This is a genomic window from Novosphingobium album (ex Liu et al. 2023) (assembly GCF_029076845.1).
GTDB lineage: Bacteria > Pseudomonadota > Alphaproteobacteria > Sphingomonadales > Sphingomonadaceae > Novosphingobium.
In genome coordinates this window covers 121,605-145,359 of the sequence record NZ_JARESE010000010.1, presented here as the reverse complement: position 1 = coordinate 145,359, position 23,755 = coordinate 121,605, and the positions used below count along the sequence as shown (strand labels likewise).

Sequence of the window (23,755 nt, the reverse complement as noted above, 5' to 3'; positions counted from 1 at the left end):
CTCCTATTCGCCGCAATCGCTTGCGCGGCCAGTCATTCCCCAATGGCATTCTAGATACCTGCGAATGGCGCGGCGGCATACCCGGCAATTATGTGATATTTGCCACCGGCATGTTGTCGATCAGGCGGGCCTTGCCGATGCGGGCCGCCACCAGCAGGCGGGCCGGCGCGGGGCCGGGCGCGGCCAGCGGCGCCAGGCTGGCGGCATCGCGCAGCTCGGCATATTCGACCGCCGAAAATCCGCCGGCGAGCAGCGCCAGGCGCAAGCCGGCGATCGCGGCGGCGGTGTCCTGCCCGGCCTCGATCGCGGCGATCGCCTGGCGCATGGCGCGCGGCAGCGTGGCGGCCTGCGCGCGCTCGGCGGGCGTGAGATAGGCGTTGCGCGAGCTCATCGCGAGGCCGTCTTCCTCGCGCACGGTGGCCACCCCGTGGATCGCATCGGCGAAAGGCCGGCTCAGGTCGAGGTCGCGGGCCATGCGCCGGATCACCGCAAGCTGCTGCCAATCCTTCTCGCCGAAGAAGGCCATGTCGGGCAGGACTTGCTGGAACAGCTTGCACACCACCGTGGCGACGCCATCGAAATGGCCGGGTCGCGCCGCGCCGCACAGCCCCTCGCTCACGCCCGAGACCGAGATGTTGGTGGCATAGCCGGCCGGGTACATCACCTCCACCGTCGGTGCCCAGACCAGATCGACCCCTTCGGCCGCCAGCATGGCGCCATCGCGTTCGAGCTGGCGCGGATAGGCGGCCAGATCCTCGTTCGCGCCGAACTGGCGGGGGTTGACGAAGATCGAGGCCGCGACCCGGTCCGCCCGCCGCCGCGCCTCGCGCACCAGCGTCATATGGCCTTCGTGCAGCGCGCCCATCGTCGGCACGAGCGCGAGCGTTTCGCCGCCCGCGCGCAGGCTGGCGACGGCACGCCGCAGTGGATCAAGCGAGTGGATCATTTGCATTGAGGACAAGGCCTCCGATATGGAGTCAGGAACCGGGCAGCGAACGCGCCTTTAGCCGCCGCCGGCCCGCATCGCCAATGGAATTGAGAAAGCGACCAACCGACCGTGACAGCGTATCGCATCGTCTTCGCCAACGAAAAGGGCGGCACCGGCAAGTCGACGACCGCGGTGCACGTGGCCATCGCGCTGGCCTATCAGGGCGCGCGAGTCGCCGCGATCGATCTCGATCCGCGCCAGCGCACCTTGTTCCGCTATCTGGAGAACCGCGTCGAGACCGAGCGGCGGCGCGAGATCGCGCTGCCCGGCGCGCGCTTCGCGGTCTATGACGGCGGCAGCACCGAGGATCTGGACGCGTTGTCCGAGGAAATCGCCGAGGATCACGATTTCCTGATCTACGACACGCCGGGCCGCGATGATGAATTCGCCCGCCATGTCGCCACCCAGGCCGATACGCTGGTCACGCCGCTCAACGACAGCTTCGTCGATTTCGACCTGATCGGCCAGGTCGAGGGCGAGACGTTCCGGGTCAAGCGGCTGTCGTTCTATGCCGAGCTGATCTGGGAAACGCGCAAGAAGCGCGCGATGTCCACGATCCGCGATCAGCGGCGCGAGATGGACTGGGTGGTGGTCAGGAACCGCGTCCAGCATGTCGAGGCGCGCAACATGCGCCGCCTTGACGGTGCCTTGCAGGAACTGTCGCGGCGCGTGGGCTTTCGCATCGCCAACGGCCTGTCCGAGCGCGTGATCTTCCGCGAGCTGTTCCCCTCGGGCCTGACGCTGCTCGACAAGGGGCATCTGGGCGAGCTGGGCACCAGCCATCTCGTCGCGCGGCAGGAACTGCGCGGGCTCGTCGCCGGGCTCAACCTGCCGATGCCCGCACGGCCCCAGCCCGAGTTCGCCTTCGCGGCCGACGCATGAAGCTGGTCTGGCTGCTGCTTCTGGCCGTCGCGGCGTGGCGGCTGATCGTCGGCCGCTGGCCGTGGCAGCGCAAGCCTGCGCGTCACGGCGCGTTCGAGCGCGCGGGCGCCCGCGCGCTGCTGGGAGTGGGCGAAGGGGCCAGCCGCAAGGAGATTCTCGAGGCGCATCGCCGCGTAATCGCCACGGTTCATCCCGATCGCGGCGGCAGCAGCGAAAAGGTACACGAAGCCAACACCGCCCGCGATATCTTGCTGGCCGATCTTTTTCCCGATTCGTGAGGAGCCTAGATGACGCACCAGTTTCACCCGACCGTCCTGCGGGAATACGATATTCGCGGCATCATCGGCGAGACACTGGGCCCTGACGACGCGCGGGCGATCGGCCGGGGCTTTGCCACGCTGCTGCGGCGGGCGGGTGGCGGCAAGGTTGCGGTCGGCTATGACGGGCGGACCAGTTCGCCGATGCTGGAACAGGCGCTGGTGGAAGGGCTGACGGCGAGCGGGGTGGACGTGGTGCGCATCGGCATGGGGGCCACGCCCATGCTCTATTACGCCGAAGCCTCAGCCGAAGACGTGGAAGGCGGCATTCAGATAACAGGCAGCCACAATCCCGCCAATTACAATGGCTTCAAGATGGTATTTATGGGCCGGCCGTTCTTCGGCGCGGATATCCGGAAGCTGGGGGAAATGGCCGCCGCGGGAGACTGGCTCGAAGGCGAGGGGACCAGCGAAACGCGCGAAGTCCTCGACGCCTATGTCGACCGGCTCCTCGAAGGGCTCGCCGGAATCGCGCCCGAGGCGCTCTCCGGCCTGCGCGTCGGCTGGGATGCCGGCAACGGCGCCGCGGGCCCCGCGCTGGAAAAGCTCACCGCCAGGCTGCCGGGCGAACACTTCCTGCTTTTCACCGAAGTCGACGGAACGTTTCCCAACCATCATCCTGATCCAACCGAGGAAAAGAACCTCGCAGACCTGAAGGCGCTGGTCGCGGCCAAGAACCTCGATTTCGGAATAGCTTTCGATGGCGATGCCGATCGCATCGGTGCGATCGACGGCCAGGGCCGCGTTATCTGGGGCGATCAGCTCCTGATGATCTATGCCGAGGACTTGCTGAAAATGGTGCCCGGCGCATTGATTATCGCCGATGTGAAAGCGTCGCGCGCGCTGTTCGACACGGTTTCCCGGCATGGCGGCGTGCCGCTGATGTGGAAGACCGGCCACTCGCTGATTAAATCCAAAATGAAGGAAACGGGTTCGCCGCTGGCCGGCGAGATGAGCGGGCACGTGTTCTTCGCGCACGAGTACTACGGCTATGACGATGCGCTCTATGCGGCGATCCGGCTGATCGCCGCCTCGGTGCGGCTGGGCCAGTCGGTCACGCAGTTGCGCGGGGCGATGCCGGCGATGCTCAACACGCCCGAATTGCGCTTCCAGGTTGACGAAAGCCGCAAGTTCGCGGCGATCGACGAGGTCAGGCAGCGCCTTTCGCTGACCGACGCGCAAGTCAACGACATCGACGGTGTGCGCGTCACCACCGCTGACGGCTGGTGGCTGCTGCGCGCCTCGAACACGCAGGACGTGCTGGTGGCGCGGGCCGAAAGCGATAGCCCCGAAGGGCTCGACCGCCTGATCGGGCAGATCGACGAGCAGCTCGAACTTTCCGGGCTGGAGCGGGGCGTGCAAGCCGCCCACTAGAGCGTGATCGTCTCAGGCTGATGCGCGGGGACGGAGTCGATTTTGGCGAGCCATGCCGAGCATAGTGAGCGACGCGGCAAGCGCCCAAAAGCGTCCCGCCGCTTCCCAGCGCGATCACGCTCTGGGTCTGCCGCTCAGGCGGCGAACAGGTAGCTCACGCCGATCACGGCGGCGCTGGCCACCAGGGGCAGCGCGCCGTGGCGGCCGCGTTTCCAGCCGCCGATGGTCACGCATATCGCGGCCTTGAACAGCGTGTTGAGCACCACCGGCACGGCCAGCACCAGCCCGGCAGTGGCCGCCGGGATCGTGCCGCGCGGCAGGCCGCCCAGCGTGATGATCGCCGAATCGACGTCGACCGTTCCCGATATCGCCAGCACCAGCGCCAGCTCGCGGTCGCCGAAGCGATCCAGCACCCAGTGCGCCAGCACGGTCAGCCCCATGACCAGCAGCGTCAGCAGCAACGCCGGGCCGAGATCGAAGGGATTGCGCACTTTCATCGGCTCGTGCTGGACCGCTGGCGGCTCGTTGCGCGCCATGCGCAAGTACCACGCGGTCGTGGCAAGGCTCACGACGATCCCCGGCGCCACCAGCCGGGCCAGCTCGGCCAGGGCGATCGGCGCCAGCGCCGCGCTCAGCGTCAGCACGCGCAGGAACATGACCACCGATGCCGCGCTGATCGCGGCGGCGGTGATCGCCAGATCCGTGTCCCCGGCCTTCATCCGCGTCGCCAGCGAGCCGGTGACGGCGGTGGAAGACACCACCGAGCCGGCCGCCGCCGTCGCGATGATCCCGCGCGATGGGCCCAGCAGCTTGGCGGCGAAGTATCCGGCGAAGGAAAAGCCCGAAACCATCACCACCACCATCCATAGCTGGTGCGGGTTCCACGCATCGTAGGGGCCGAAATAGGCGTCGGGCAGCAGCGGCAGGATCACCAGCGCGATCACCGCGAAGCGCGCGATCGAAAGCACTTCGGCCTGCGTCAGATGGCTGACCCAGCGATGGAGCTGGCTGCGCATGGCCAGCAGCAGCACCATGACCGCCGCCACGCTGGTGCCCAGCAGCCGCTCGCCACTGCCCACCAGGAAGCCGCAGGCCAGCGTCAGCAGCGCGACCATGCCCGATGTGCCGCTGATGTCGCCGCCCTTGCGGCTGGCCCGCTCATAGCCGAGCACGACCAGCAGGCTGGCCGCCGCGATCAGCACGGTCGCCGGCCCGCGATAGCGGTCATAGAGCATCCCGCCGATCCCGCCGGCAAGGCCCATCAGCGCGAAAGTGCGGATGCCGGCAAAGCGCGATCCGTCGGCGCTTTCGCGCAAGGCCCAGCCGCGTTGCAGGCCGATGAGCAGCCCCAGGCCAAGCCCCATGGCAACGCCGGTCAGGTGGGTGGGATCGAAATGCGCGGCCATGGCATCCTGTTGGCAGTGACAGGCCGCTCATCCGCCATGCCGGGGCAGGGGACAAGCGTGATTCGCATGGGCGGCACAGGGCCGGACCAAGATCCTCCCCCCCCCCTGCTGGGGGAGGATAAAGGCCCCAGTCGGCTGGGTTGGCACTCCACACCAAAAAAAGGGGGAGCCCGCAGGCTCCCCCTTTCCGTGAGGCCGAATGGCCGAAACCCGCGTCAGCCGGTCTTTTCGGTCACGCGTGACGTGCCCGTCGCCGCGCGGCCAGTGCCGGTGGCGGCAAGGTTCGCGCCCGTGCCGGTCCGCGCGCCGTCGTCCACGCGCAGGTTGTTCTGCACGTGGCGAACGCCGGGAATCTGGTCGACCACGTCTTCCGCCCGGCGCTTGGCCTGGCGCGTGTCGACCGTGCCGCTCAGCGTCACTTCGCCGTTGCTGACCGCGACGGTGACATTGCGGGCATCGACATTGCGGTCATGCGTCAGCCGGTCGTTGGCATCCTCGCGGATACGCTCGTCGGAGCGGGTGTAGTCCGCCGGGCCCCGGCCCGAATGGTCCTGCTCGCGGCGCCGCGCGGCATCTTCGTCGCCGAACCAGCTCGCGATCTCGTCGCCGGCGCGCTCCAGGAAGCCGCGCTGCTCGCCATAGGCGCGCCATTCGCCATAGTCCGACGCCGTGCGCTGGCCATAGCCGCCAAGCCCGGGCTGGTAAGCGCTGGCCGCATAGCCCCGGCCGCGACTGGCGTAGAAGTCCCTGCCGCCATAGTCCGCGCCGGTGAAGCTGGAGAAATCGCCGCGATAGCCTTCATCCTGGTCGCGTGCGGGATAGGCGCCGCGATAACCGCGCTGCTCGCGCGCATAACCGCCGCGGTCCTCGCGGTAATCCGCCTCGGACGCGCTGGCGATGCGCCGCTGCTCGTCCGCATAGGGCTGCGAGGCCTGGAAATTGCCGTCATAGGCGCTGCCCATCTGGCCCGGCGATCGCTGGCCGCGTTGCCCATGGTCCCGCCAGTCGGAACCGGCTTGCCTTGCCCCTTCGGCAAACTGGTTCTGCTGGCGCGGGCCGTCGTAGAAGTCGTTGCCATATCCGCCGCCCTGGTTCGGCTGGCGGCCCTGCTGGCTGTGACGATCACGATCGTTCATCGGTATTCTCCATTCGATTGCCGGAAGCGGACGGGCGGGGTGTTCCTGCCCAATGCAGAGGCAAATCCGTCTTCGCCCTTCCGGTAGGCTTGAAACGAAGCGGAGCGGGCAAGTGATCCCCGGCCCGGCGCGTAAACACGGCGTTCCGACGCAAGCGGGGAAGAGGGCAGGGAGGAACGGGGGGATGCGCGCGGGAAGGGCCGCGCCGGTTGCTTCGCGCGCCATGCCGCTTATGTGTTGACGGCCCAGCCACGAGCCCAGGCCATGACCGCCGCCGCCATCCCGCCCGAGATCGACCGCTGGTTCGCCTGCCGGGGCTGGCGTGTGCGCCGGCATCAGGCGGATATGCTCACGGCCGCCGATGCCGGCCGCCACGCGCTGCTGGTGGCCGATACCGGCGCGGGCAAGACGCTGGCGGGGTTCCTGCCCACGCTGGCGGCTTTCTGCCCCTCGCGGCTGGCCGGCGCCGCGCCGCCCGATGGCCTGCACACGCTTTATGTCTCGCCGCTCAAGGCGCTGGCGCACGATGTCCAGCGCAACCTGCTGACGCCGGTGGCCGAGATGGGCCTGCCGATCCGCATCGAGACGCGCAGCGGCGATACCCCGTCGGACCGCAAGGCCCGCCAGCGCGCGCGCCCGCCGCATGTGCTGCTGACGACGCCCGAATCGCTTTCGCTGCTGCTCAGCTATCCCGAAGCGGCGGCGATGTTCGCGGGCCTGCAACGCATCGTCATCGACGAGATCCACGCTTTTGCTACCGGCAAGCGCGGCGACTTGCTCGCCTTGTCGCTGGCGCGGCTGCAAGCGATCGCGCCGGGGCTGCGGCGGGTCGGGCTATCGGCCACGCTGGCCGACCCGGATGCCTTTCGCGGCTGGCTGGCGCCTTGGGGAGAGATCGACACGGTCGCGCTCGTCATGGGCGAGAAGGGCGCCGATCCACATGTCGCGCTGCTGCTCCCCACCGAGGAGCGCATCCCGTGGAGCGGCCATGCCGCCACCTGGGCGATCCCGCAGCTTTACGATCGCATCCGCGCGCACCGCACCACGCTGGTGTTCACCAACACGCGCTTTCTGGCCGAATATATCTTCCAGCAATTGTGGTCGGCCAATGATGACCACTTGCCGATCGGCATTCACCACGGCTCACTGTCGAAGGAGGCGCGGCGCAAGGTGGAAGGGGCGATGGCGCGCGGCGAACTGCGCGCGCTGGTGTGCACCGCCAGCCTCGACCTGGGTGTCGACTGGGGCGATATCGACCTGGTCGTGCAGATGGGCGCGCCCAAGGGTTCCTCGCGCCTGCTCCAGCGGATCGGCCGCGCCAACCATCGGCTCGACCAGCCGAGCGAGGCGTTGCTGGTGCCCGGCAACCGCTTCGAATTCCTGGAGGCCATGGCGGCGGTGCAGGCGGTGGAGGAAGGGCAGCGCGATGGCGAGGATTTCCGCCCCGGCGGGCTCGACGTGCTGGCGCAGCACGTCATGGCCTGCGCTTGCGCCGGGCCGTTCCACGAGGCGGACCTGCTGGCCGAAGTGCGCTCGTCGCTGGCCTATGCCTGGGTGGACGGGGCGGCGTTCGCCCGCGTGCTCGATTTCGTCGCGACCGGGGGCTACGCGCTGCGCTCCTACGAGAAGTTCAGGCGGATCGTGCGCGAGCGGGACGGCCGCTGGCGACTGGCGCATCCCGAACAGGCCGCGCGCCATCGGCTCAATGCCGGGATCATCGTCGATGCCGAGATGCTCGACGTGCGCTTTCGCAACGGACGCTCGCTCGGCCGGGTGGAGGAGCAGTTCGGTGCCAGCCTCAAGCCCGGCGACACCTTCCGCTTCGCCGGGCTCGACCTGGAAGTGGAGGCGCTGCGCGATCTGGAACTGATCGTGCGCGCGGCCCGCCGCTCGGCGACGATCCCCAGCTATATGGGCCAGCGGATGCCGATCTCCACCCACCTGGCCGACCGGGTGCGCGCCTTGCTGGCCGATCGCGCGGGCTGGGCGCGGTTTCCCGACGACGTGCGCGAATGGCTGGAAGTGCAGGACTGGCGCTCGCACCTGCCCGCGCCCGGCCGGCTGCTGGTCGAAAGCTTTCCGCACCTCGGGCTGGCCTATACGACCTATTACACGTTCGAGGGGTGGAACGCGAACCAGTCGCTCGGAATGCTCATCACCCGGCGCATGGAGGATCGCGGGCTGGGGCCGCTGGGCTTCGTCGCCACCGACTATACGCTCGCGGTCTGGGGGATGAAGCCGGTGGATGATCCGGCGGCGATGCTCTCGCCGGATATCCTCACGCATGAATTCGTGGACTGGGTGCAGCAATCCTACTTGCTGCGGCGGGCCTTTCGCGAAGTCGCGGTGATCTCCGGGCTGGTCGAGCGGCAGCACCCCGGCAAGCGCAAGTCCGGCCGGCAAGTCACCTTCTCGACCGACCTGATCTTCGATGTGCTGCGCAAGTACGAGCCGGACCACTTGCTGATCCAGGCGGCCTGGGCCGATGCGCGCGCGCGCATGACCGATGTCGCCCGCGTGGCCGACCTGCTCGACCGTGCCGCGCGCGAGATCGACCACGTCCATCTCGACCGGATCAGCCCGCTCTCGGTACCGGTACTCTCGATGATCGGCCGCGAAAGCCTGCCTTCGGGCGCGGCCGACGACGAACTGCTGGCGGAGGCGGAGACGCTCGCCTCGCTGGCGATGCGTCCCGATCCGGTGGCGGAGGATTGAGGGGGGAGGCCTTTTGCGTACGCAAGCTCGCGATCATGGCGGGCCAGACATCCGGGCAGGCCGGCTTGGCCCTATCCTGCTCGCTCGGCCCTATCCCGAGACATCAAGATTCCAACACGACACGCTGAACTTGTTTCAGCATCCCTCGCGCCAGTTGGGGTGAGGGTTATGGGAGGCGCTTGCCCCCCGCTTGCCCCCCGCTTCTTCCCGCCACCGCTGACCGCCGAAGCGGCAAGCCTGGTCATCGCCAAAAGAAAAGGGGCGGATCGCTCCGCCCCTTGATGGCCTTCGCAAGAGGCCCGATCGGTCTTTGGCTTACTTGCCGAATTCCGAAAATTGCTCGTTGCCGACGAAGCCGAACTTGGTGACCTGCGAGCCCTTGATGATGTTGAGGACCTGGGCCGAAAGGTCATAGCTGGCCTGCGCGTCGGGCTGGAACTGCAGTTCCGGCTCGACCGGGTAGTTCAGCGATTCCTTGAGCAGGCCGAGCAGCGTCGAGCCGTCAACCGGATTGCCGTTCCACAGGATCTTGTTGTCCGGGGTGATCACGACCTTGTTCTTCACCGGATCGACGGGGGGAGGCGTGTCCGTCGGTGGCGTGGCCACCGGCAGATCGATGTCGATCGAGTGGGTTGCGACGGGGATCGTGATAATGAACATGATGAGGAGCACGAGCATGACGTCGATCAGCGGCGTCGTGTTCATGTCCATCATCGGCGAGCCGTCGTCCTTGCCGCCTGACATTGCCATGGGATGTACTCCTGTTTTCCTGCGGCCGTTGCGTCAGCCGTTCGGGTCGACGGGGTTCGAGATGAAGCCCACGGTCGGATAGCCCGAGATCTGTACGTTGTAGATGGCACCCGCCACGCAGCGCCACGGCGCTTCCACGTCACCGCGGATATGCACCTGGGGAACCTGGTCCGGGTTGGCCTTCAGCGCTTCCGGGCCGCCCGCGCGCTTGACGATGGCATCAAGCCGCTTGAACGCCTGGTCGCGCAGTTCTTCCGAACTCACCGGCGTCACGTTGTTGAAATAGACGCGGCATTCACCGTTGCGCGATGCCCCCTCGAAGCCGGGTTCGCCGGCGCTGCGACCCGCGCTGTCGGTGGTGGAGACCGTAAGCAGCAGGTTCTCGACCTTGTCCTTCGATTCCTGCGAAACGATGATCGGGATGCGCAACTTCTCGATGGTCTGGATCGCGACGGGGACCGCGATCAGGAAGATGATGAGCAGAACCAGCATCACGTCGACGAGCGGCGTGGTGTTGATGTCGGACATCGGGGTCTCCCCACCTCCGTCGCCGCCTGTAGAAATCGCCATAGTGTTGTCCTAATCCTTGCGTTGCCTCGGAGGAGAGGGCGACGGGCCCGCATGCATCGGTCCGTCGCTTTAAACTCCACGGGACGGCGGTGGATGTTGCGCCACCGCCCGTCCTGTCCTCCTGTTTACGGCTTGGCCGGAGCCGCCGCGGGCTTGGCCGGGGCAGCGGCGGGCTTGGCCGGCGCGGTCACGACCGCAGGCTTGACGGCACCCTTCGAGGTGATGTTGGCCAGCACGTCGTTCGAGAAGCCGGTGAGCAGACCCGAGATCGTCTTGTTGCGCGCCTGCAGGTAGTTGTAGGCCAGCACCGCCGGAACGGCGACGAGCAGACCGAGCGCGGTCATGATCAGAGCTTCACCGACCGGGCCGGCGACCTTGTCGATCGAGGCCGAACCGGCAAGGCCGATGGCGATGAGCGCGCGGTAGATGCCGACGACGGTACCGAACAGACCGATGAACGGCGCGGTCGCGCCGACGGTGGCGAGGAACGGCAGGCCCGAGGAGAGGCGGGCGTTGATCGTCGCTTCCGAACGGGCCAGCGAGCCGTGCAGCCAGTCATGCGCTTCGAGAGCGTCGGTCATCTTGGCGTGCTGGTCTTCGGCGGCGATGCCGTCGTCGACGAGCTGGCGCCAGGCGCTGTTCTTGTCGAGCTTGGCGGCGCCTTCGCGCAGCGTCGGGGCCTTCCAGAACGAGGCGCGGATCTCGCGATACTGGCGCAGCAGCTTCGACTGTTCGAACCACTTGGTGAAGAGGATGTAGAACGAGCCGAAAGACATGATGCCAAGGATGATGACCGTGGCGTAGGCAATGAAGCCGCCCTGCTCAAGGGCTTCCAGGAAGCCGAATTTGTTCTGCGGCGCAGCCTGCGTGCCGGCGGCGAGGAGATCAAGGATAAGCATGCGAATGGTCCTCTCAAGAAGAAACGACAGAAAAAGGCGACCCGCTCATGCCGCGGATCGCCGTCAAGAAAATCACTCGGGGATGACCCAGCGGATTCGGTTCGAATAGGAGCCCTGCACCGGCTCGCCGTTTTCCATTGCCGGCTTGAAGCGGGCGCGGCGACGAACGTTGTCGCACGTGGCCTGGTCAAGATCGGCATGGCCGCTGGAGCTGGTGATCTGACAATCGATCACACGGCCATCGGTACCCACCGTGACGCGGAATCCGGTGGTGCCGGTCCGTTCCTCACGCAGAGCGCGTGCGGGATAGTCGTTGGCGGTGGCCCAGCTCGCGGGATTGCCCCTCGGCTGTGCGGCGGCGCTGGGGCCCTTGGGCGGCGGCGGCGGCGGAGCCGGCACCGGCGCCGGCGGCGCGAGGATGATTGTCGGAGGCGGCGGCGGCGCCGTCGTCACCGTCGTGATCGGCGGCGGCGTAGTGGCCACGTTGATCTTGACCGGCGGCGCGATAGGCGGCGGCGGAGCCTGTTCCTGCTTCGGAGGGGGTGGCGGAGGTTCTTCCTTCTTCACCTCTTCCTTGATGTCGACGGTGGTCACCTTCTGCATGACCTTCTTGGCCGCCTCATAGGCGAGCCCCGTGACAAGCGCGTATCCGACGAAGATATGTATCAAGGCAACGATGATAAGCGCGGTAATCTTGTTACCGCTCATCGACTGGTCAGCGTAAGCCATTCTGACGCATCACTCCATAACGTTAGCCCCGAGGCAAGTCCCGAGGCGCCCATGGGCGAAGCGCGCCGGCAAAGCCCATGACGAAACCCAAAATTACCACCCTGACGGCTGTCAGCTATCCATTCTGGGTGCGAAATCCCAAGGACAACTGTGGGGCTGTTTGTCTTCTCGCCCCGTTTTCCGGCTTTCCTTAGCGGTGATGCCCCCCCCGTGCAACGCCTTATCGGTGCTTCGGTGGTTAACCCCCGATTCAGACAGGGCAAGGTGAAAGCGTAGGCGAGCATTTTGCGATCGTCGATCAAGCGTTTTTAGATAGTTGCGCCGTATGCTTATAAACTTGCGGCAAATCGCAGGAAATTTCATGTCCCGGATGTATACAAAGATGCGGTTGACCGCGCTTGCCGCCTTCCTGGCACTGCCGCCAGCCCTGCTGGCCATTCCCGCTTCCGCCCAGGAAGCCATGCCCGCACCGGCCGGGCCAACATATGCGGACATCGCGGAACTGGCCGATTCGGCGCCGCTCGTGGTGCGCGCGCAAGTGGCCAGGCTGGTCCGTGTTGATGATGCGCGCGCGCCTGGTCTCGCGCCCGGCCACGGCCGGTTCTACGTCACGGCCAAGACCCGCGCGCTGATCGCCGGCAATGCGCCGATCGGCGAATCACTGGCCTATCTCGTCGACCTGCCGCTCGACGGCAGGGGCAAGCCGCCGGTGCTCAAGAAACGCGACGTGCTGTTGTTCGCCCGCGCCGTCGCGGGCCGCCCCGGCGAACTGCAACTGGTGCGGCCCGGCGCGCAGCTGCTGGCGGACCCGGCGACCGACGCGCGCGTGCGGGCGATCCTGACCGAGCTGCTCGCGCCCGGTGCGCCCGCGCGGATCACGGGGCTGCGCGAGATCATCCATGTTCCGGGCAATCTGGCCGGCGAGGGCGAGACGCAGATCTTCCTGACGACGGCGGACCAGTCGGCCGCATCGATCACCGTCCATCACCGGCCGGGCGCGCCGCCGGCCTGGGGCGCCTCGTTCTCGGAACTCGTCGCCGATGTCAGCCGGCCGCCACAGCGCGACACGCTCCAGTGGTATCGGCTGGCCTGCTTCCTGCCGAACCGGCTGCCGCCCGGATCGAACCTTTCCGACGGAGCGGTCAACCGCGCGCAGGCCGAGGCGGACTATCGCACGGTCCTGGGCGATCTGGGGGAATGCCGCCGCACGTTGTAGCCTGGGAAGGCGCCGCGCGGCTCCCGACACCGAACCGTCATCCCTCTGGCCTTTCGGCCGCCGCTCGCTTACGGCGCGCTCCCGAAAGGGAGCACCATGGCTGAACCGCTCAAAATCGCGCTTGCCGGACTGGGAACGGTCGGAACCGGCGTCGTCCGCCTGATCGAAACCAATGCGGAGCTGATTGCCCGCCGCGCCCGGCGGCCGATCCGCATCACCGTGGTGAGCGCGCGCGACCGCGGCAAGGACCGGGGCGTCGATCTTTCGGGCTATGCCTGGGACGATGATCCCGCCGGAATGGCGACGCGCCCCGATGTCGACGTGGTGGTCGAGCTGGTCGGCGGGTCGGACGGCCCGGCGCTGACCCTGGCGCGCAACACGATCGCCGCCGGCAAGTCGTTCGTCACCGCCAACAAGGCGATGATCGCGCATCACGGGCTGGAACTGGCGGCGGCGGCCGAGCAGGCGGGCGTCGCGCTGAAGTTCGAGGCGGCGGTCGCGGGCGGCATCCCGGTGATCAAGGGGCTGAGCGAAGGGGCCGCCGCGAACGAGATCGAGCGCATCTACGGCATTCTCAACGGCACCTGCAATTACATCCTCTCGACCATGGAGGACACCGGCCGCGATTTCGCCGACGTCCTCGCCGAAGCGCAGCGGCTGGGCTATGCCGAGGCCGATCCGACCTTCGATGTCGAAGGGGTCGATGCCGCGCACAAGCTCTCGATCCTGGCCGCGATCGCCTTTGGCGGGCAATTGCGCTTCGATGCGGTGGAAACCACCGGCATCTCGCGCGTGCTTGCCGCGGACATCGCGCAGGCGCGCGCGCTGGGCTATGTCATCCGCCTGATCGGCATGGCCGAGGCGGATTTCAGCCAGGGCACGCCGCGCCTGTTCCAGCGGGTGCGGCCGCATCTGGTCCCGTTCGATCACCCGCTGGCGCATGTCGACGGCGCGACCAACGCCGTCGTCGCCGAAGGCAACTTCATGGGGCGGTTGCTGTTCCAGGGCGCCGGTGCCGGCGACGGGCCGACCGCGAGCGCGGTCGTCGCCGATATCATCGACATCGCGCGCGGCGAGAAGGGCGTGGGCTTCTCGATGCCGGCGGCCGAACTGCGCGCGATGGAGCCGGCCACCACTGGCCACCGCATCGGCCGCGCCTATATCCGCTTCACCGTGCTCGATCGGCCGGGCGTGCTCGCGGAAATCACCGCGGCCATGCGCGATGCCGGCGTCTCGATCGAAAGCCTGATCCAGAAGGGGCGCGATGACGAGGCGGGCGAGGTGATCGTCGCCATGGTGACGCACGAGGGGCCGGAATCGGCGGTGAGCGAGGCCATGCGCATCCTGGAAGGGGCCGACAGCCTCACCGCGCCGCCGCTGGCGATGCAGATCATCGGGCAATAGGAGCGGCGGCCTCTCGCCAGGCCCGGCCGAATCACGGCGCGCGCATTTCGCCCCTGGCGATCTTGTCGGCATCCGATCCCGGCGGCGCTTCGGGGATCGTGGACAAGTCGATCATGTAGGCCGGCGGCCGGGGGCACGGCGGGATGAAGCAGCCGCGCGCGACCACCGGGCCGGGGTATTTCGGCTCAAGGTCCGGCGCGTGCAACCGGCCATCATCCAGCGCTTCGGGCGAGAGCGGGTCGCTCTGGCTGGTGGAAGGGACGCGGAAGCGCGCGTCGTCCTGCGCGCAGACGACGATTTCCTGGCCGGCGGCGGCCCGGTCGCAGCGCCGCCGCGCCGAATCGGTGTCATAGGCGTCACGGGCGCGCAGCAGCATCTCGGCCACCCGGGCATCGGATGAACCGGCGGATTCCTGCGCTTGCGCCGGCATGGAGACTGCCGTTGCCGCCGCGAGCGCCATAAGCCGCATACTGCTTCTCGACAATTCCGGTTCCCCTGTCTAAGCGCTTGGCCGAACCCGTCCCGCGCGTCTTATTTCGGACTGAACATGAACGAGCCTTTGCCGCCCCACAGTCAGGTCCTTGATCGCGTCCTCGTTCTCGAGATGGTGCGCGTGACCGAAGCCGCCGCCATCGCCGCTTCCCACCTTATCGGCCGGGGCGACGAGAAGGCCGCCGATCATGCCGCCGTCGAAGCGATGCGCAAGGCTTTCGACGAACTCTACATCGACGGCACCGTGGTGATCGGCGAGGGTGAGCGCGACGAGGCGCCGATGCTCTACATCGGCGAGAAGGTCGGCGGCGCGCCCGGCAAGGGGCCGAAGATCGACATCGCGCTCGATCCGCTGGAAGGCACGACGATCACCGCCAAGGCCGGGCCGAACGCGCTGGCGGTGCTGGCCGCCGGCGAAGAGGGCTGCCTGCTCAACGCGCCCGACGTCTACATGGACAAGCTGGCCGTCGGGCCGGGCTATCCGCACGGCGTGATCGATCTGGCCAAGAGCCCGACCGAGAACGTCAGGTCGGTCGCCGCCGCCAAGGGCGTGAAGCCCGAGGACATCATCGTCTGCGTGCTCGACCGGCCGCGCCATGCCGAGCTGATCGCCGAACTGCGCGCGATCGGCTGCGGCATCCAGCTCATCCCCGATGGCGACGTCGCGGGCGTGATCGCGGTGACGGACGAGAACACCACGGTCGACATGTACATGGGATCGGGTGGCGCGCCCGAAGGCGTGCTGGCGGCTGCTGCGCTGCGCTGCGTCGGCGGCCAGTTCCAGGGCCGGCTGCTGTTCCGCAACGATGACGAACGCGCCCGCGCCCGCAAGTGGGGCATCGAGGATCTCAACAAGATCTACCAGCTTGAAGAGCTCGCCAAGGGCGATTGCATCTTCGCCGCCACTGGCGTCACCAGCGGTTCGCTGCTGCAAGGCGTCAAGCACCTGAAGGGCGGCAAGATGACGACCGACAGCGTGGTGATGCGCGCCAGTTCGGGCACCGTGCGCTGGATTCGCGGCGAACACCACGAGTGATCGGCGGTCCCGGCGGCGGGGAAAAGGCGCCTCGGCTATATTGCAATCGCGTGACGCTGGGCTAGACGCGTGCCCGTTCAGTCGCGCTCCCGGGGAACCACCGCCATGAAGATCATGTCTGGTAACAGCAACCTGCCGCTCGCTCGTGCGATCGCGGGCTACCTCGAACTGCCGCTTACCGACGCCAGCGTGCGCCGTTTCGCGGACGAGGAAGTCTTTGTCGAGATCCACGAGAACGTGCGCGGCGAGGATGTCTTCGTCGTCCAGCCCACCAGCTTCCCGGCGAACGACAACCTGATGGAGCTGCTGATCTGCATCGATGCGCTGCGCCGCGCCTCGGCCAAGCGGATCACGGCGGTCGTCCCCTATTTCGGCTATGCCCGGCAGGACCGCAAGCCGGGGCCGCGCACGCCGATCTCGGCCAAGCTGGTGGCCAACCTGATCACCGAGGCGGGGGCCGATCGCGTGCTCTCGGTCGATCTTCACGCCGGCCAGATCCAGGGCTTCTTCGATATCCCGACCGACAACCTGTTCGCCGCCCCGGTCATGGCCGCGGACATCCAGGCGCGGCTGGGCGGGCAGGATCTTACCGTGGTCTCGCCAGACGTGGGCGGCGTGGTGCGCGCGCGCGCGCTGGCCAAGCGGCTCGACAACGCGCCGCTCGCCATCGTCGACAAGCGGCGTGACCGGCCCGGCCAGTCCGAAGTGATGAACATCATCGGCGACGTGAGGGGCCGGACCTGCATCCTGATCGACGACATCATCGATTCGGGCGGCACCCTGTGCAACGCCGCGCAGGCGCTGCTGGACGACGGCGCGAAAAGCGTCACCGCCTATATCACCCATGGCGTGCTTTCGGGCGGGGCGGTGGCGCGCGTGACGAATTCGGCGCTGAAGGAACTGGTGATCACCGATTCGATCCTGGCCACCGATGCCGCCCGGGATTCGAACCGCATCCGCATCCTCACCATCGCGCCGCTGCTGGGCGAGGCGATCCGCCGGATCGCCGACGAAAGCTCGGTCTCCAGCCTCTTCGATTAAGCGCCTGTCCGGGAACGCGCCTGTCGGCGCATGACGGCACCAGCCCACCGGCCTCCCGCCGGGGGCGTCCGTTATTCCCAGGGCCGGCTCTGGCCCGGCTCGATCCGGTGCAGCGCTTCCAGGCGGCGGGCCTGGCGCGATTCGAGCGCGCTGGTCATCAGCGGCTGCGGCGTCGCGGCGAACTGGCGCGGGGACATGCCGAACAGCCCGGTGAACTCGCGGATCAGATGGCTGTCGTCGTAATAGCGCAGCGCCAGCGCCGCCGCTTCGTCGGCATCGGCCACGCCGCGCAAGTGGCTGGCCATGTCGAGCGCGCGCGCCCGGCACAGCACCTGCTTGGGCGGCAGGCCGAAATCGCGGCTGACGATGCGTTCGAGCCGGCGCCGGTCGATGCCGATCTCGCGCGCGGCCTCGATGACCGACATCGTCGGATCGGCGAAGGAAATGGTCTCGAACCGGACGGCGACGGGGTCTGGCAGCGGGCGGCCCGCGCGCTCCACCCGGAGGCGCACCAGCCGTTCCAACTCGCCCAGCCAGTCTTCGGACGGGGCGGCCGGATCGAAGCGCTCGAGCAGTTGGGTGGTTGTCAGCGCGGCCGCATGGGCGGGCACGATTTCGTCCACCGAGACGATCCGGTCAAGGTAATCGCCGATCCGGGGGCCCTTCAGCACGGTGCAGGCGCCGGGGCGCAGCGAAATGCCAAGGCTGACGAAGCCGCCCGTCACCGAAATCGGCATACGCCGCGATTGCGGGCCGAAGAACAGCGCGGAGCGATCGTGCGTCACGCGCCCCGCCGCCGTTTCGGCGACCCAGTGGCCGGCAAGCTGGATGCGGATGAAGGCAGTGTCGTTCAGCAGGCCGCAGGACAGGCAGTGGCCTTCCGGCGCGTCGGTCTTGGCGACATAGAGCCGCGCGATCCAGGGCGCGAGATCGGCGGCGGGCGCACGATTGTAGGACAGCGGCTGGCCATCGCGTGAAACGCCTTGTTCGGGCGTGATGCGCGGATCGTGCGCGGGCAGGTGTTTGTGTTGCATGTCCTCCTCATGCCGATATCGGACCGGCGGCCTGTCGCGGCTTGCGACGTGGGGATTCTTGAATCGATTTGCCGAATTGTCGCCCGGATTTCGGGCCAGATTTGCCTCCGTATCGGATCATTGCCGCTTGTCGCTTGACCAGCGGGCGGATGCGCGGCCACACCCCGGCAAGATGAGACTGGACACCGAACTCGCTATCGCCCTGCGTCTGGCGGATGCCGCCGGAGACGCCATCCGCCCGCATTTCCGGGCCGGAATCGCTTCCGAGCGCAAGCTGGACGCCTCGCCCGTGACGATCGCCGATCGCGCCGCCGAGGAAGCGATGCGCCGCATCCTGAAGGCCGAAGTGCCGCGCGATGGCGTGATCGGGGAAGAGTTCGGCACCGATGAAGGATCGTCGGGGCGTAGCTGGGTGCTCGATCCGATCGACGGCACGGTCTCGTTCCTGGCCGGGCGGCCGATTTTCGGGACGCTGATCGCGCTGCTGGTCGATGGCTGGCCCGTGCTGGGCGTGATCGACCAGCCGATTCTGGGCGAGCGCTGGATCGGCGCGAGCGGGCGGCCGACCCTGTTCGGCGGCAAGCCGGCGCACACCCGCGCCTGCCGCGAACTGGCCGATGCCGCGCTCGCGACCACCGGGCCGCAGTATTTCGACGATCATCAGGGGGATCACTTCATGGCGCTGGCCGCCCGCACCGATCACCGGCGGATGATGATGGGCGGCGATTGCTACAACTATGGCCTGCTCGCCTCGGGCCATATCGATCTGGTCTGCGAGGCCGGGCTCAAGCTGCATGACTGGGCGGCGCTGGTGCCGGTGGTCGAAGGCGCGGGGGGCACGATGTGCGACTGGAACGGCGATCCGCTCCATGCCGCGTCCGAGGGCAGCGTGCTGGCGATCGGCGATCCCGCGCGGCTTGAGGACGTGGTCGAAGCGCTGGCCTGCCATCATTGAGCGGCGCGTTGCGGACGCGGCGCTTCTTCTTCTACGGCACGCTGCAGGGCGGCGCGCGCACGCGCATGGCGCGCTGGCTGGAGCCGCGACTGGGGGCTTGCGCCAGGGCCAGCCTGGCCGGCCGGCTGGTGGCGATTCCGGCCGGTGACGGCTGGTTTCCCGCGCTCATCCCCGGCCGGCCGGGGCAGCGGGCCTGGGGCACGCTGTGCGACGTGCGGCTGACCGTGCGCGACCTGGCCCGGCTCGATCGCTACGAAGGCCGCGACTATCGCCGCGCCACGCTGCCGGTGCTGGCGCAGGGCGGCGGGCGGGCGCGGGCGCAGGCCTATGTCTGGCGCGGCGCGCTGCCGGCGCGCGCCCGGCCGATCGCTTCGGGCGATTTCCTGGCCTGGCTGGCGGCGACGGGACGGCGCCCGTTCTCGACGCGGCGCAACGGCATCTGATCGCGGCTCTTGCCTTTCGGCGCCCATCGCACTAAAGGCGCGCCCTTCAATCGACACGGTTGGATCTTTTGCGAGATTCGTGGGTCGGCCTGGCGAAATGGGCTGCCAGGGCTGACCGGACGTGTCCCTGACAAGGAGACGAAAATGCCCAAGCTGAAGACCAAGAGCGGTGTGAAGAAGCGCTTCAAGCTCACCGCTACCGGCAAGGTGAAGCACGGCGTTGCCGGCAAGCGCCACCGCCTGATTAGCCACAACGGCAAGTACATCCGCCAGAACCGCGGCACCGAGGTCATTTCCGAACCCGATGCCAGGGTGATCAAGAAGTGGGCGCCCTACGGGCTCAACTGAGACAGGAGTACTAGCCAATGTCCCGCATCAAACGTGGCGTCACCACGCGCGCCAAGCACAAGCGGATCCTGGATCAGGCCAAGGGCTACCGGGGCCGCCGCAAGAACACCATCCGCATCGCGCGCCAGGCGGTCGAAAAGGCCGGCCAGTACGCCTATCGCGACCGCAAGGTGAAGAAGCGGAATTTCCGCGCCCTGTGGATCCAGCGCATCAACGCGGCCGTCCGCAATGAAGGGCTGACCTATTCGCAGTTCATTCACGGCGCCAAGCTCGCCGGGATCGAGCTGGACCGCAAGGCCATGGCCGACCTTGCGATGAACGAAGGCGCCGTGTTTAGCGCCGTCATCGCGCAGGCGAAGGCGGCGTTGCCGGCGTAATCACGCCGACACACGAATTTCGTTTCTAGGCGCGATTGGAAGGGGCGTGAGCGGCAGGTGCCGTTCGCGCCCTTTTCGCGTCGAAACCGTCGGGAAGAATCATGAGTGACATCGACCAGTTGAAAGCCGGCCTGCTTGATGAGATCGCGGCCGCCGGCGATGTGGCGGCGCTGGAACAGGTGCGGGTCGCCGCGCTGGGCAAGCAGGGTTCGGTCTCGGGCCTGCTCAAGACGCTGGGCGCGATCAGCCCGGACGAGCGCAAGGCCGAGGGTCCGAAGATCCACGCCTTGCGCGAAAGCGTCACTGAGGCGCTGGCGGCGCGCAAGGCCGCGCTGGAAGGCGCCGCGCTCGATGCCCGGCTCGCGGCCGAGACGATCGACCTGTCGCTGCCCGCGCCGGAGTTGCCGCGCGGTTCGGTCCATCCGATTTCGCAAGTCATGGACGAACTGGCCGAGATCTTCGCCGACATGGGTTTCGCCGTCGCCACCGGGCCCGAGATCGAGGACGACTGGCACAACTTCACCGCGCTCAACATGCCCGAAAGCCACCCGGCCCGGGCGATGCACGATACGTTCTATTTCCCTGACCGCGATGCGAACAACCGCGAGATGCTGCTGCGCACGCACACGTCGCCGGTGCAGATCCGCTCGATGCTGCGGCATGGCGCGCCGCTGCGGGTGATCGCGCCGGGCCGGGTCTACCGCTCGGACAGCGACGCGACGCACACGCCGATGTTCCACCAGATCGAGGGCCTCGTCATCGACAAGGGCATCCACCTGGGTCACCTCAAGTGGACGCTCGAAACCTTCCTCAAGGCCTTCTTCGAGCGTGAGGACATCGTCCTGCGCCTGCGCCCCAGCTATTTTCCGTTCACCGAGCCTTCGGTGGAGGTCGATGTCGGCTATACGCTGGTCAACGGCAAGCGCGTGGTCGGCGGCGCGGATGGGTGGATGGAAGTGCTGGGCTCGGGCATGGTCAATCGCCGGGTCATCGAATTTGGCGGGCTCGACCCCGACGAGTGGCAGGGCTTCGCCTTCGGCACCGGCGTCGATCGGCTGGCCATGCTGAAATACGGCATGGACGATCTGCGCGCCTTCTTCGATGGCGATGTGCGCTGGCTTTCCCACTACGGATTTTCCGCCCTCGACGTGCCGACCCTTTCGGGCGGCGTCGGCACGCCGGCCTGAGCGGCAAGGACAGATCGCATGAAATTCTCGCTTTCCTGGCTCAAGCAATACCTTGCCACCGAAGCCACGGTCGACCAGATCGCCGACACGCTCAACGCCATCGGCCTTGAAGTCGAAGGCATCGAAGACCCCGCCGCGAAGCTGGCCGGCTTTCGCGTCGCGCGCGTGCTCACCGCCGCGCGCCATCCCGATGCCGACAAGCTGCAAGTGCTCACGGTCGATACCGGCGAGGGTGAGCCGTTGCAGGTGGTCTGCGGCGCGCCCAATGCCCGCGCGGGGCTGGTCGGCGTGCTCGGCCTGCCGGGCGCGACCGTTCCGGCCAATGGCCTGGTGCTGAAGAAGTCCGCGATCCGGTGTGTCGAATCGAACGGCATGATGTGCTCGACCCGCGAGCTGGAGCTGGGCGAGGATCACGACGGCATCATCGAGCTGCCCGAGGATGCGCCGGTCGGCACGGCCTTCGCCGACTACCACGGGTCCGATCCGGTGTTCGACATCGCGATCACGCCCAATCGGCCGGACTGCATGGGCGTCTACGGCATCGCCCGCGACCTTGCCGCCGCTGGCCTGGGCACGCTCGAACCGATCGCGAAGGTCGAGATCGCGGGGAGTTTCCCCTGCCCGGTCGAGATTCGCACCGACGATCCCGAGGGTTGCCCCGCGTTCTTCGGGCGGGTGATTCGCGGCGTGCGCAACGGCCCTTCGCCGCAATGGCTGCAGGATCGGCTGAAGTCGGCCGGGCAGCGGCCGATCTCGGCGCTGGTCGATGCGACCAACTACATGATGCTGGCTTATGGCCGGCCGGCCCACGCCTATGATCTCGCCCGGCTTAACGGCGCGGTCGTCGCGCGGCGCGCGCTCGCGGGCGAGACGGTGACGGCACTCAACGAGAAGACCTATACGCTCGATGCCGAGATGACCGTGATCGCCGATGATGCCGGCGTGCACGATATCGCCGGCATCATGGGCGGCGAGCATTCGGGTTGCTCGGAGGCGACCACTGACGTCCTGCTCGAAATCGCCTATTTCGATCCCGAACGGATCGCCCGTACCGGCCGCAAGCTCAACCTGACCTCGGACGCGCGCAGCCGGTTCGAGCGGGGGATCGATCCGGCCTTCCTCGATACCGGGCTCGCGCACCTGACCGGCCTGATCCAGACGCTGTGCGGCGGCGAGGCTTCGGAGGTCGTGCGGGCCGGCGCGGCGCCCGCCACGCCGAAAGTGGTGCCATTCGATCCCGCGCTGGTCGATCGGCTGGGCGGGGTTTCGGTCCCGCCGGACGAACAGAAGCGCATCCTCGAAAGCCTGGGCTTCGTGCTGGCGGGCCCGGCGGCGGACGCGGCCTGGGCGGTCACGGTGCCCGGCTGGCGCCCGGATATCGACGGCGCCCCGGACATCGTCGAGGAAGTGGTGCGCATCCACGGCATCGACAAGGTTGCCAGCGTGGCCTTGCCGCGCGCCGATGGCGTGGCGCGGCCGACCGCGACTTCGGCGCAGAAGCTGGAACGGCGCGTGCGCCGCGCCGCCGCCGCGCGCGGCTTGCAGGAAGCGGTGACGTGGTCGTTCCTGCCCACACCCGAGGCCGAGGCTTTCGCCGGGGGCAACGGCGGCCTGTGGATTCTGGCCAATCCGATCAGCGAGGACATGAAGGCGATGCGCCCCTCGCTGCTGCCGGGGCTGCTTTCGGCCGCGCGCCGCAATCTCGATCGCGGCGCCAGCGGCTTGCGCCTGTTCGAGATCGGCCGGCGCTATCTGCGCGGCGATGCCGGCGCCAGCGACGAGCGGCTGACGCTGGGGCTCGTGCTTGTGGGAGAGAAGGCCGCGCGGGGCTGGGCCACGGGCAAGGCCGTGCCGTTCGACGCCTACGATGCCAAGGCCGAGGCCATGGCGCTGCTGGCCGAGGCGGGCGCGCCGGTCGACAAGCTGCAAGTGATGGACGAGGCCGGGCCGCAGTTCCACCCCGGCCAGTCGGCGACGCTGCGGCTGGGGCCCAAGACCGTGCTCGCGCGCTTTGGCATGTTGCATCCGGGCGTGGCGCGGCAATTCGATATCGACGCGCCGGTGGCGCTCGCCGAAATCCATCTCGATGCGATTCCCCCGCGCAAGGGCGCGGCGGGCTTCGCGCGGGCGCATTACGCGCCGCCGGCCCTGCAGCCGGTCAAGCGCGACTATGCCTTCCTCGTGCCGGCCGCCCTGCCGGCGGGCGATCTGGTGCGCGTGGTGCAAGGCGCCGACAAGGCGAATATCGTCGCGGCCCGGCTGTTTGACGATTTCCGGGGGCAGGGCGTGCCCGATGGCCAGAAGTCGCTGGCGATCGAAGTGACGCTGCAACCGGGCGAAAAGAGCTATAACGAGGAAGACCTCAAGGCGATCGCGGACAATGTCACCCGGGCCGCCGCGAAGCTGGGAGCGGTGCTGAGGGGGTGATGGCGCAGCGCGCCAACCAGGGAGAACGC

At 67.9% G+C, this 23,755-nt stretch carries 23 protein-coding genes; 14 read left to right on the top strand and 9 right to left on the bottom strand.

The annotated features are described in order from the left end of the window. Positions 1-88: 88 nt before the first annotated feature. A complete protein-coding gene (gene panC / locus PYV00_RS03850) occupies positions 89-952 on the bottom strand; it encodes a pantoate--beta-alanine ligase (protein WP_275226933.1) in 864 nt (287 codons plus the stop codon). A gap of 105 nt (positions 953-1,057) precedes the next feature. Between panC and PYV00_RS03845 the strand changes: the two genes are divergently transcribed. From PYV00_RS03845 to pgmG, 3 genes are read left to right on the top strand one after another with little or no spacing between them, the layout of a single operon-like run. Next, positions 1,058-1,870 (top strand): division plane positioning ATPase MipZ, encoded by an 813-nt coding sequence (locus PYV00_RS03845; RefSeq protein WP_275226932.1) that lies wholly within the window; start codon positions 1,058-1,060, stop codon positions 1,868-1,870. Beyond that, complete coding sequence (locus PYV00_RS03840) at positions 1,867-2,148, top strand: J domain-containing protein (RefSeq protein WP_275226931.1); 282 nt, start codon at positions 1,867-1,869, stop codon at positions 2,146-2,148. The genes PYV00_RS03845 and PYV00_RS03840 overlap by 4 nt, the downstream gene beginning before the upstream one ends. Before the next feature lie 9 nt (positions 2,149-2,157). Further along, the gene (gene pgmG, locus PYV00_RS03835) at positions 2,158-3,561 is read left to right on the top strand and encodes a phosphoglucomutase/phosphomannomutase PgmG (protein WP_275226930.1); all 1,404 of its coding nucleotides are present in this window, start codon (positions 2,158-2,160) and stop codon (positions 3,559-3,561) included. 134 nt (positions 3,562-3,695) lie between these two features. Here the strand turns inward: pgmG and PYV00_RS03830 are convergent, their stop codons facing one another. Beyond that, positions 3,696-4,967 (bottom strand): MgtC/SapB family protein, encoded by a 1,272-nt coding sequence (locus tag PYV00_RS03830; protein ID WP_275226929.1) that lies wholly within the window; start codon positions 4,965-4,967, stop codon positions 3,696-3,698. A 215-nt stretch (positions 4,968-5,182) separates the two neighbouring features. Further along, on the bottom strand, positions 5,183-6,103 hold the full coding sequence (locus tag PYV00_RS03825; RefSeq protein ID WP_275226927.1) for a BON domain-containing protein: 921 nt from the start codon (positions 6,101-6,103) through the stop codon (positions 5,183-5,185). A gap of 264 nt (positions 6,104-6,367) precedes the next feature. Here PYV00_RS03825 and PYV00_RS03820 point away from each other — a divergent pair, with 264 nt between their 5' ends. Beyond that, the gene (locus PYV00_RS03820; protein ID WP_275226926.1) at positions 6,368-8,818 is read left to right on the top strand and encodes a ligase-associated DNA damage response DEXH box helicase; all 2,451 of its coding nucleotides are present in this window, start codon (positions 6,368-6,370) and stop codon (positions 8,816-8,818) included. Positions 8,819-9,133: 315 nt separating this feature from the next. On the opposite strand, the gene PYV00_RS03815 is transcribed toward PYV00_RS03820, so the two are convergent. From PYV00_RS03815 to PYV00_RS03800, 4 genes are all read right to left on the bottom strand, one after another. Next, a complete protein-coding gene (locus PYV00_RS03815; protein ID WP_275226925.1) occupies positions 9,134-9,568 on the bottom strand; it encodes an ExbD/TolR family protein in 435 nt (144 codons plus the stop codon). Positions 9,569-9,601: 33 nt separating this feature from the next. After that, on the bottom strand, positions 9,602-10,138 hold the full coding sequence (locus PYV00_RS03810) for an ExbD/TolR family protein (protein WP_275226924.1): 537 nt from the start codon (positions 10,136-10,138) through the stop codon (positions 9,602-9,604). 125 nt (positions 10,139-10,263) lie between these two features. Then, positions 10,264-11,037 (bottom strand): MotA/TolQ/ExbB proton channel family protein, encoded by a 774-nt coding sequence (locus PYV00_RS03805; protein ID WP_275226922.1) that lies wholly within the window; start codon positions 11,035-11,037, stop codon positions 10,264-10,266. 72 nt (positions 11,038-11,109) lie between these two features. Further along, positions 11,110-11,766 carry an energy transducer TonB gene (locus PYV00_RS03800; RefSeq protein ID WP_275226921.1) on the bottom strand — a complete coding sequence of 219 codons (657 nt, stop codon included), beginning with the start codon at positions 11,764-11,766 and terminating at the stop codon, positions 11,110-11,112. A 361-nt stretch (positions 11,767-12,127) separates the two neighbouring features. On the opposite strand from PYV00_RS03800, the gene PYV00_RS03795 reads away from it, so the two are divergent. Both PYV00_RS03795 and PYV00_RS03790 read left to right on the top strand, forming a co-directional pair. After that, a complete protein-coding gene (locus PYV00_RS03795; protein ID WP_342803794.1) occupies positions 12,128-12,982 on the top strand; it encodes a hypothetical protein in 855 nt (284 codons plus the stop codon). Positions 12,983-13,078: 96 nt separating this feature from the next. Next, positions 13,079-14,386 (top strand): homoserine dehydrogenase, encoded by a 1,308-nt coding sequence (locus tag PYV00_RS03790; RefSeq protein ID WP_275226920.1) that lies wholly within the window; start codon positions 13,079-13,081, stop codon positions 14,384-14,386. 31 nt (positions 14,387-14,417) lie between these two features. Here the strand turns inward: PYV00_RS03790 and PYV00_RS03785 are convergent, their stop codons facing one another. Beyond that, positions 14,418-14,816, bottom strand: a complete 399-nt coding sequence (locus tag PYV00_RS03785) for a hypothetical protein (RefSeq protein WP_275226919.1) — start codon at positions 14,814-14,816, stop codon at positions 14,418-14,420. 117 nt (positions 14,817-14,933) lie between these two features. Here PYV00_RS03785 and glpX point away from each other — a divergent pair, with 117 nt between their 5' ends. Both glpX and PYV00_RS03775 read left to right on the top strand, forming a co-directional pair. Beyond that, complete coding sequence (gene glpX, locus PYV00_RS03780; RefSeq protein ID WP_275226918.1) at positions 14,934-15,914, top strand: class II fructose-bisphosphatase; 981 nt, start codon at positions 14,934-14,936, stop codon at positions 15,912-15,914. Between the two features lie 105 nt (positions 15,915-16,019). Continuing rightward, positions 16,020-16,955, top strand: coding sequence for a ribose-phosphate pyrophosphokinase (locus PYV00_RS03775; RefSeq protein ID WP_275226917.1), 936 nt, complete (start codon positions 16,020-16,022; stop codon positions 16,953-16,955). Between the two features lie 71 nt (positions 16,956-17,026). Here the strand turns inward: PYV00_RS03775 and PYV00_RS03770 are convergent, their stop codons facing one another. Beyond that, positions 17,027-17,989, bottom strand: coding sequence for a helix-turn-helix domain-containing protein (locus PYV00_RS03770; RefSeq protein ID WP_275226916.1), 963 nt, complete (start codon positions 17,987-17,989; stop codon positions 17,027-17,029). A gap of 172 nt (positions 17,990-18,161) precedes the next feature. On the opposite strand from PYV00_RS03770, the gene PYV00_RS03765 reads away from it, so the two are divergent. The 6 genes from PYV00_RS03765 to pheT all read left to right on the top strand — a co-directional run bounded on the left by PYV00_RS03765 (position 18,162) and on the right by pheT (position 23,726). Then, entirely contained in the window at positions 18,162-18,944 is a 783-nt protein-coding gene (locus PYV00_RS03765) for an inositol monophosphatase family protein (protein WP_275226915.1), read from the top strand. Continuing rightward, positions 18,941-19,387: a gamma-glutamylcyclotransferase family protein gene (locus tag PYV00_RS03760; protein WP_275226914.1), complete on the top strand. Its 447-nt coding sequence runs from the start codon at positions 18,941-18,943 to the stop codon at positions 19,385-19,387. Before PYV00_RS03765 ends, PYV00_RS03760 begins: the two co-directional genes overlap by 4 nt. Before the next feature lie 144 nt (positions 19,388-19,531). Further along, positions 19,532-19,735: a 50S ribosomal protein L35 gene (rpmI, locus tag PYV00_RS03755; RefSeq protein ID WP_275226913.1), complete on the top strand. Its 204-nt coding sequence runs from the start codon at positions 19,532-19,534 to the stop codon at positions 19,733-19,735. A 17-nt stretch (positions 19,736-19,752) separates the two neighbouring features. Next, the gene (gene rplT / locus PYV00_RS03750; protein WP_275226912.1) at positions 19,753-20,112 is read left to right on the top strand and encodes a 50S ribosomal protein L20; all 360 of its coding nucleotides are present in this window, start codon (positions 19,753-19,755) and stop codon (positions 20,110-20,112) included. 101 nt (positions 20,113-20,213) lie between these two features. After that, a complete protein-coding gene (pheS, locus tag PYV00_RS03745) occupies positions 20,214-21,299 on the top strand; it encodes a phenylalanine--tRNA ligase subunit alpha (protein ID WP_275226911.1) in 1,086 nt (361 codons plus the stop codon). 18 nt (positions 21,300-21,317) lie between these two features. Continuing rightward, positions 21,318-23,726 carry a phenylalanine--tRNA ligase subunit beta gene (gene pheT, locus PYV00_RS03740; protein ID WP_275226910.1) on the top strand — a complete coding sequence of 803 codons (2,409 nt, stop codon included), beginning with the start codon at positions 21,318-21,320 and terminating at the stop codon, positions 23,724-23,726. The last annotated feature ends 29 nt before the right edge of the window (positions 23,727-23,755 follow it).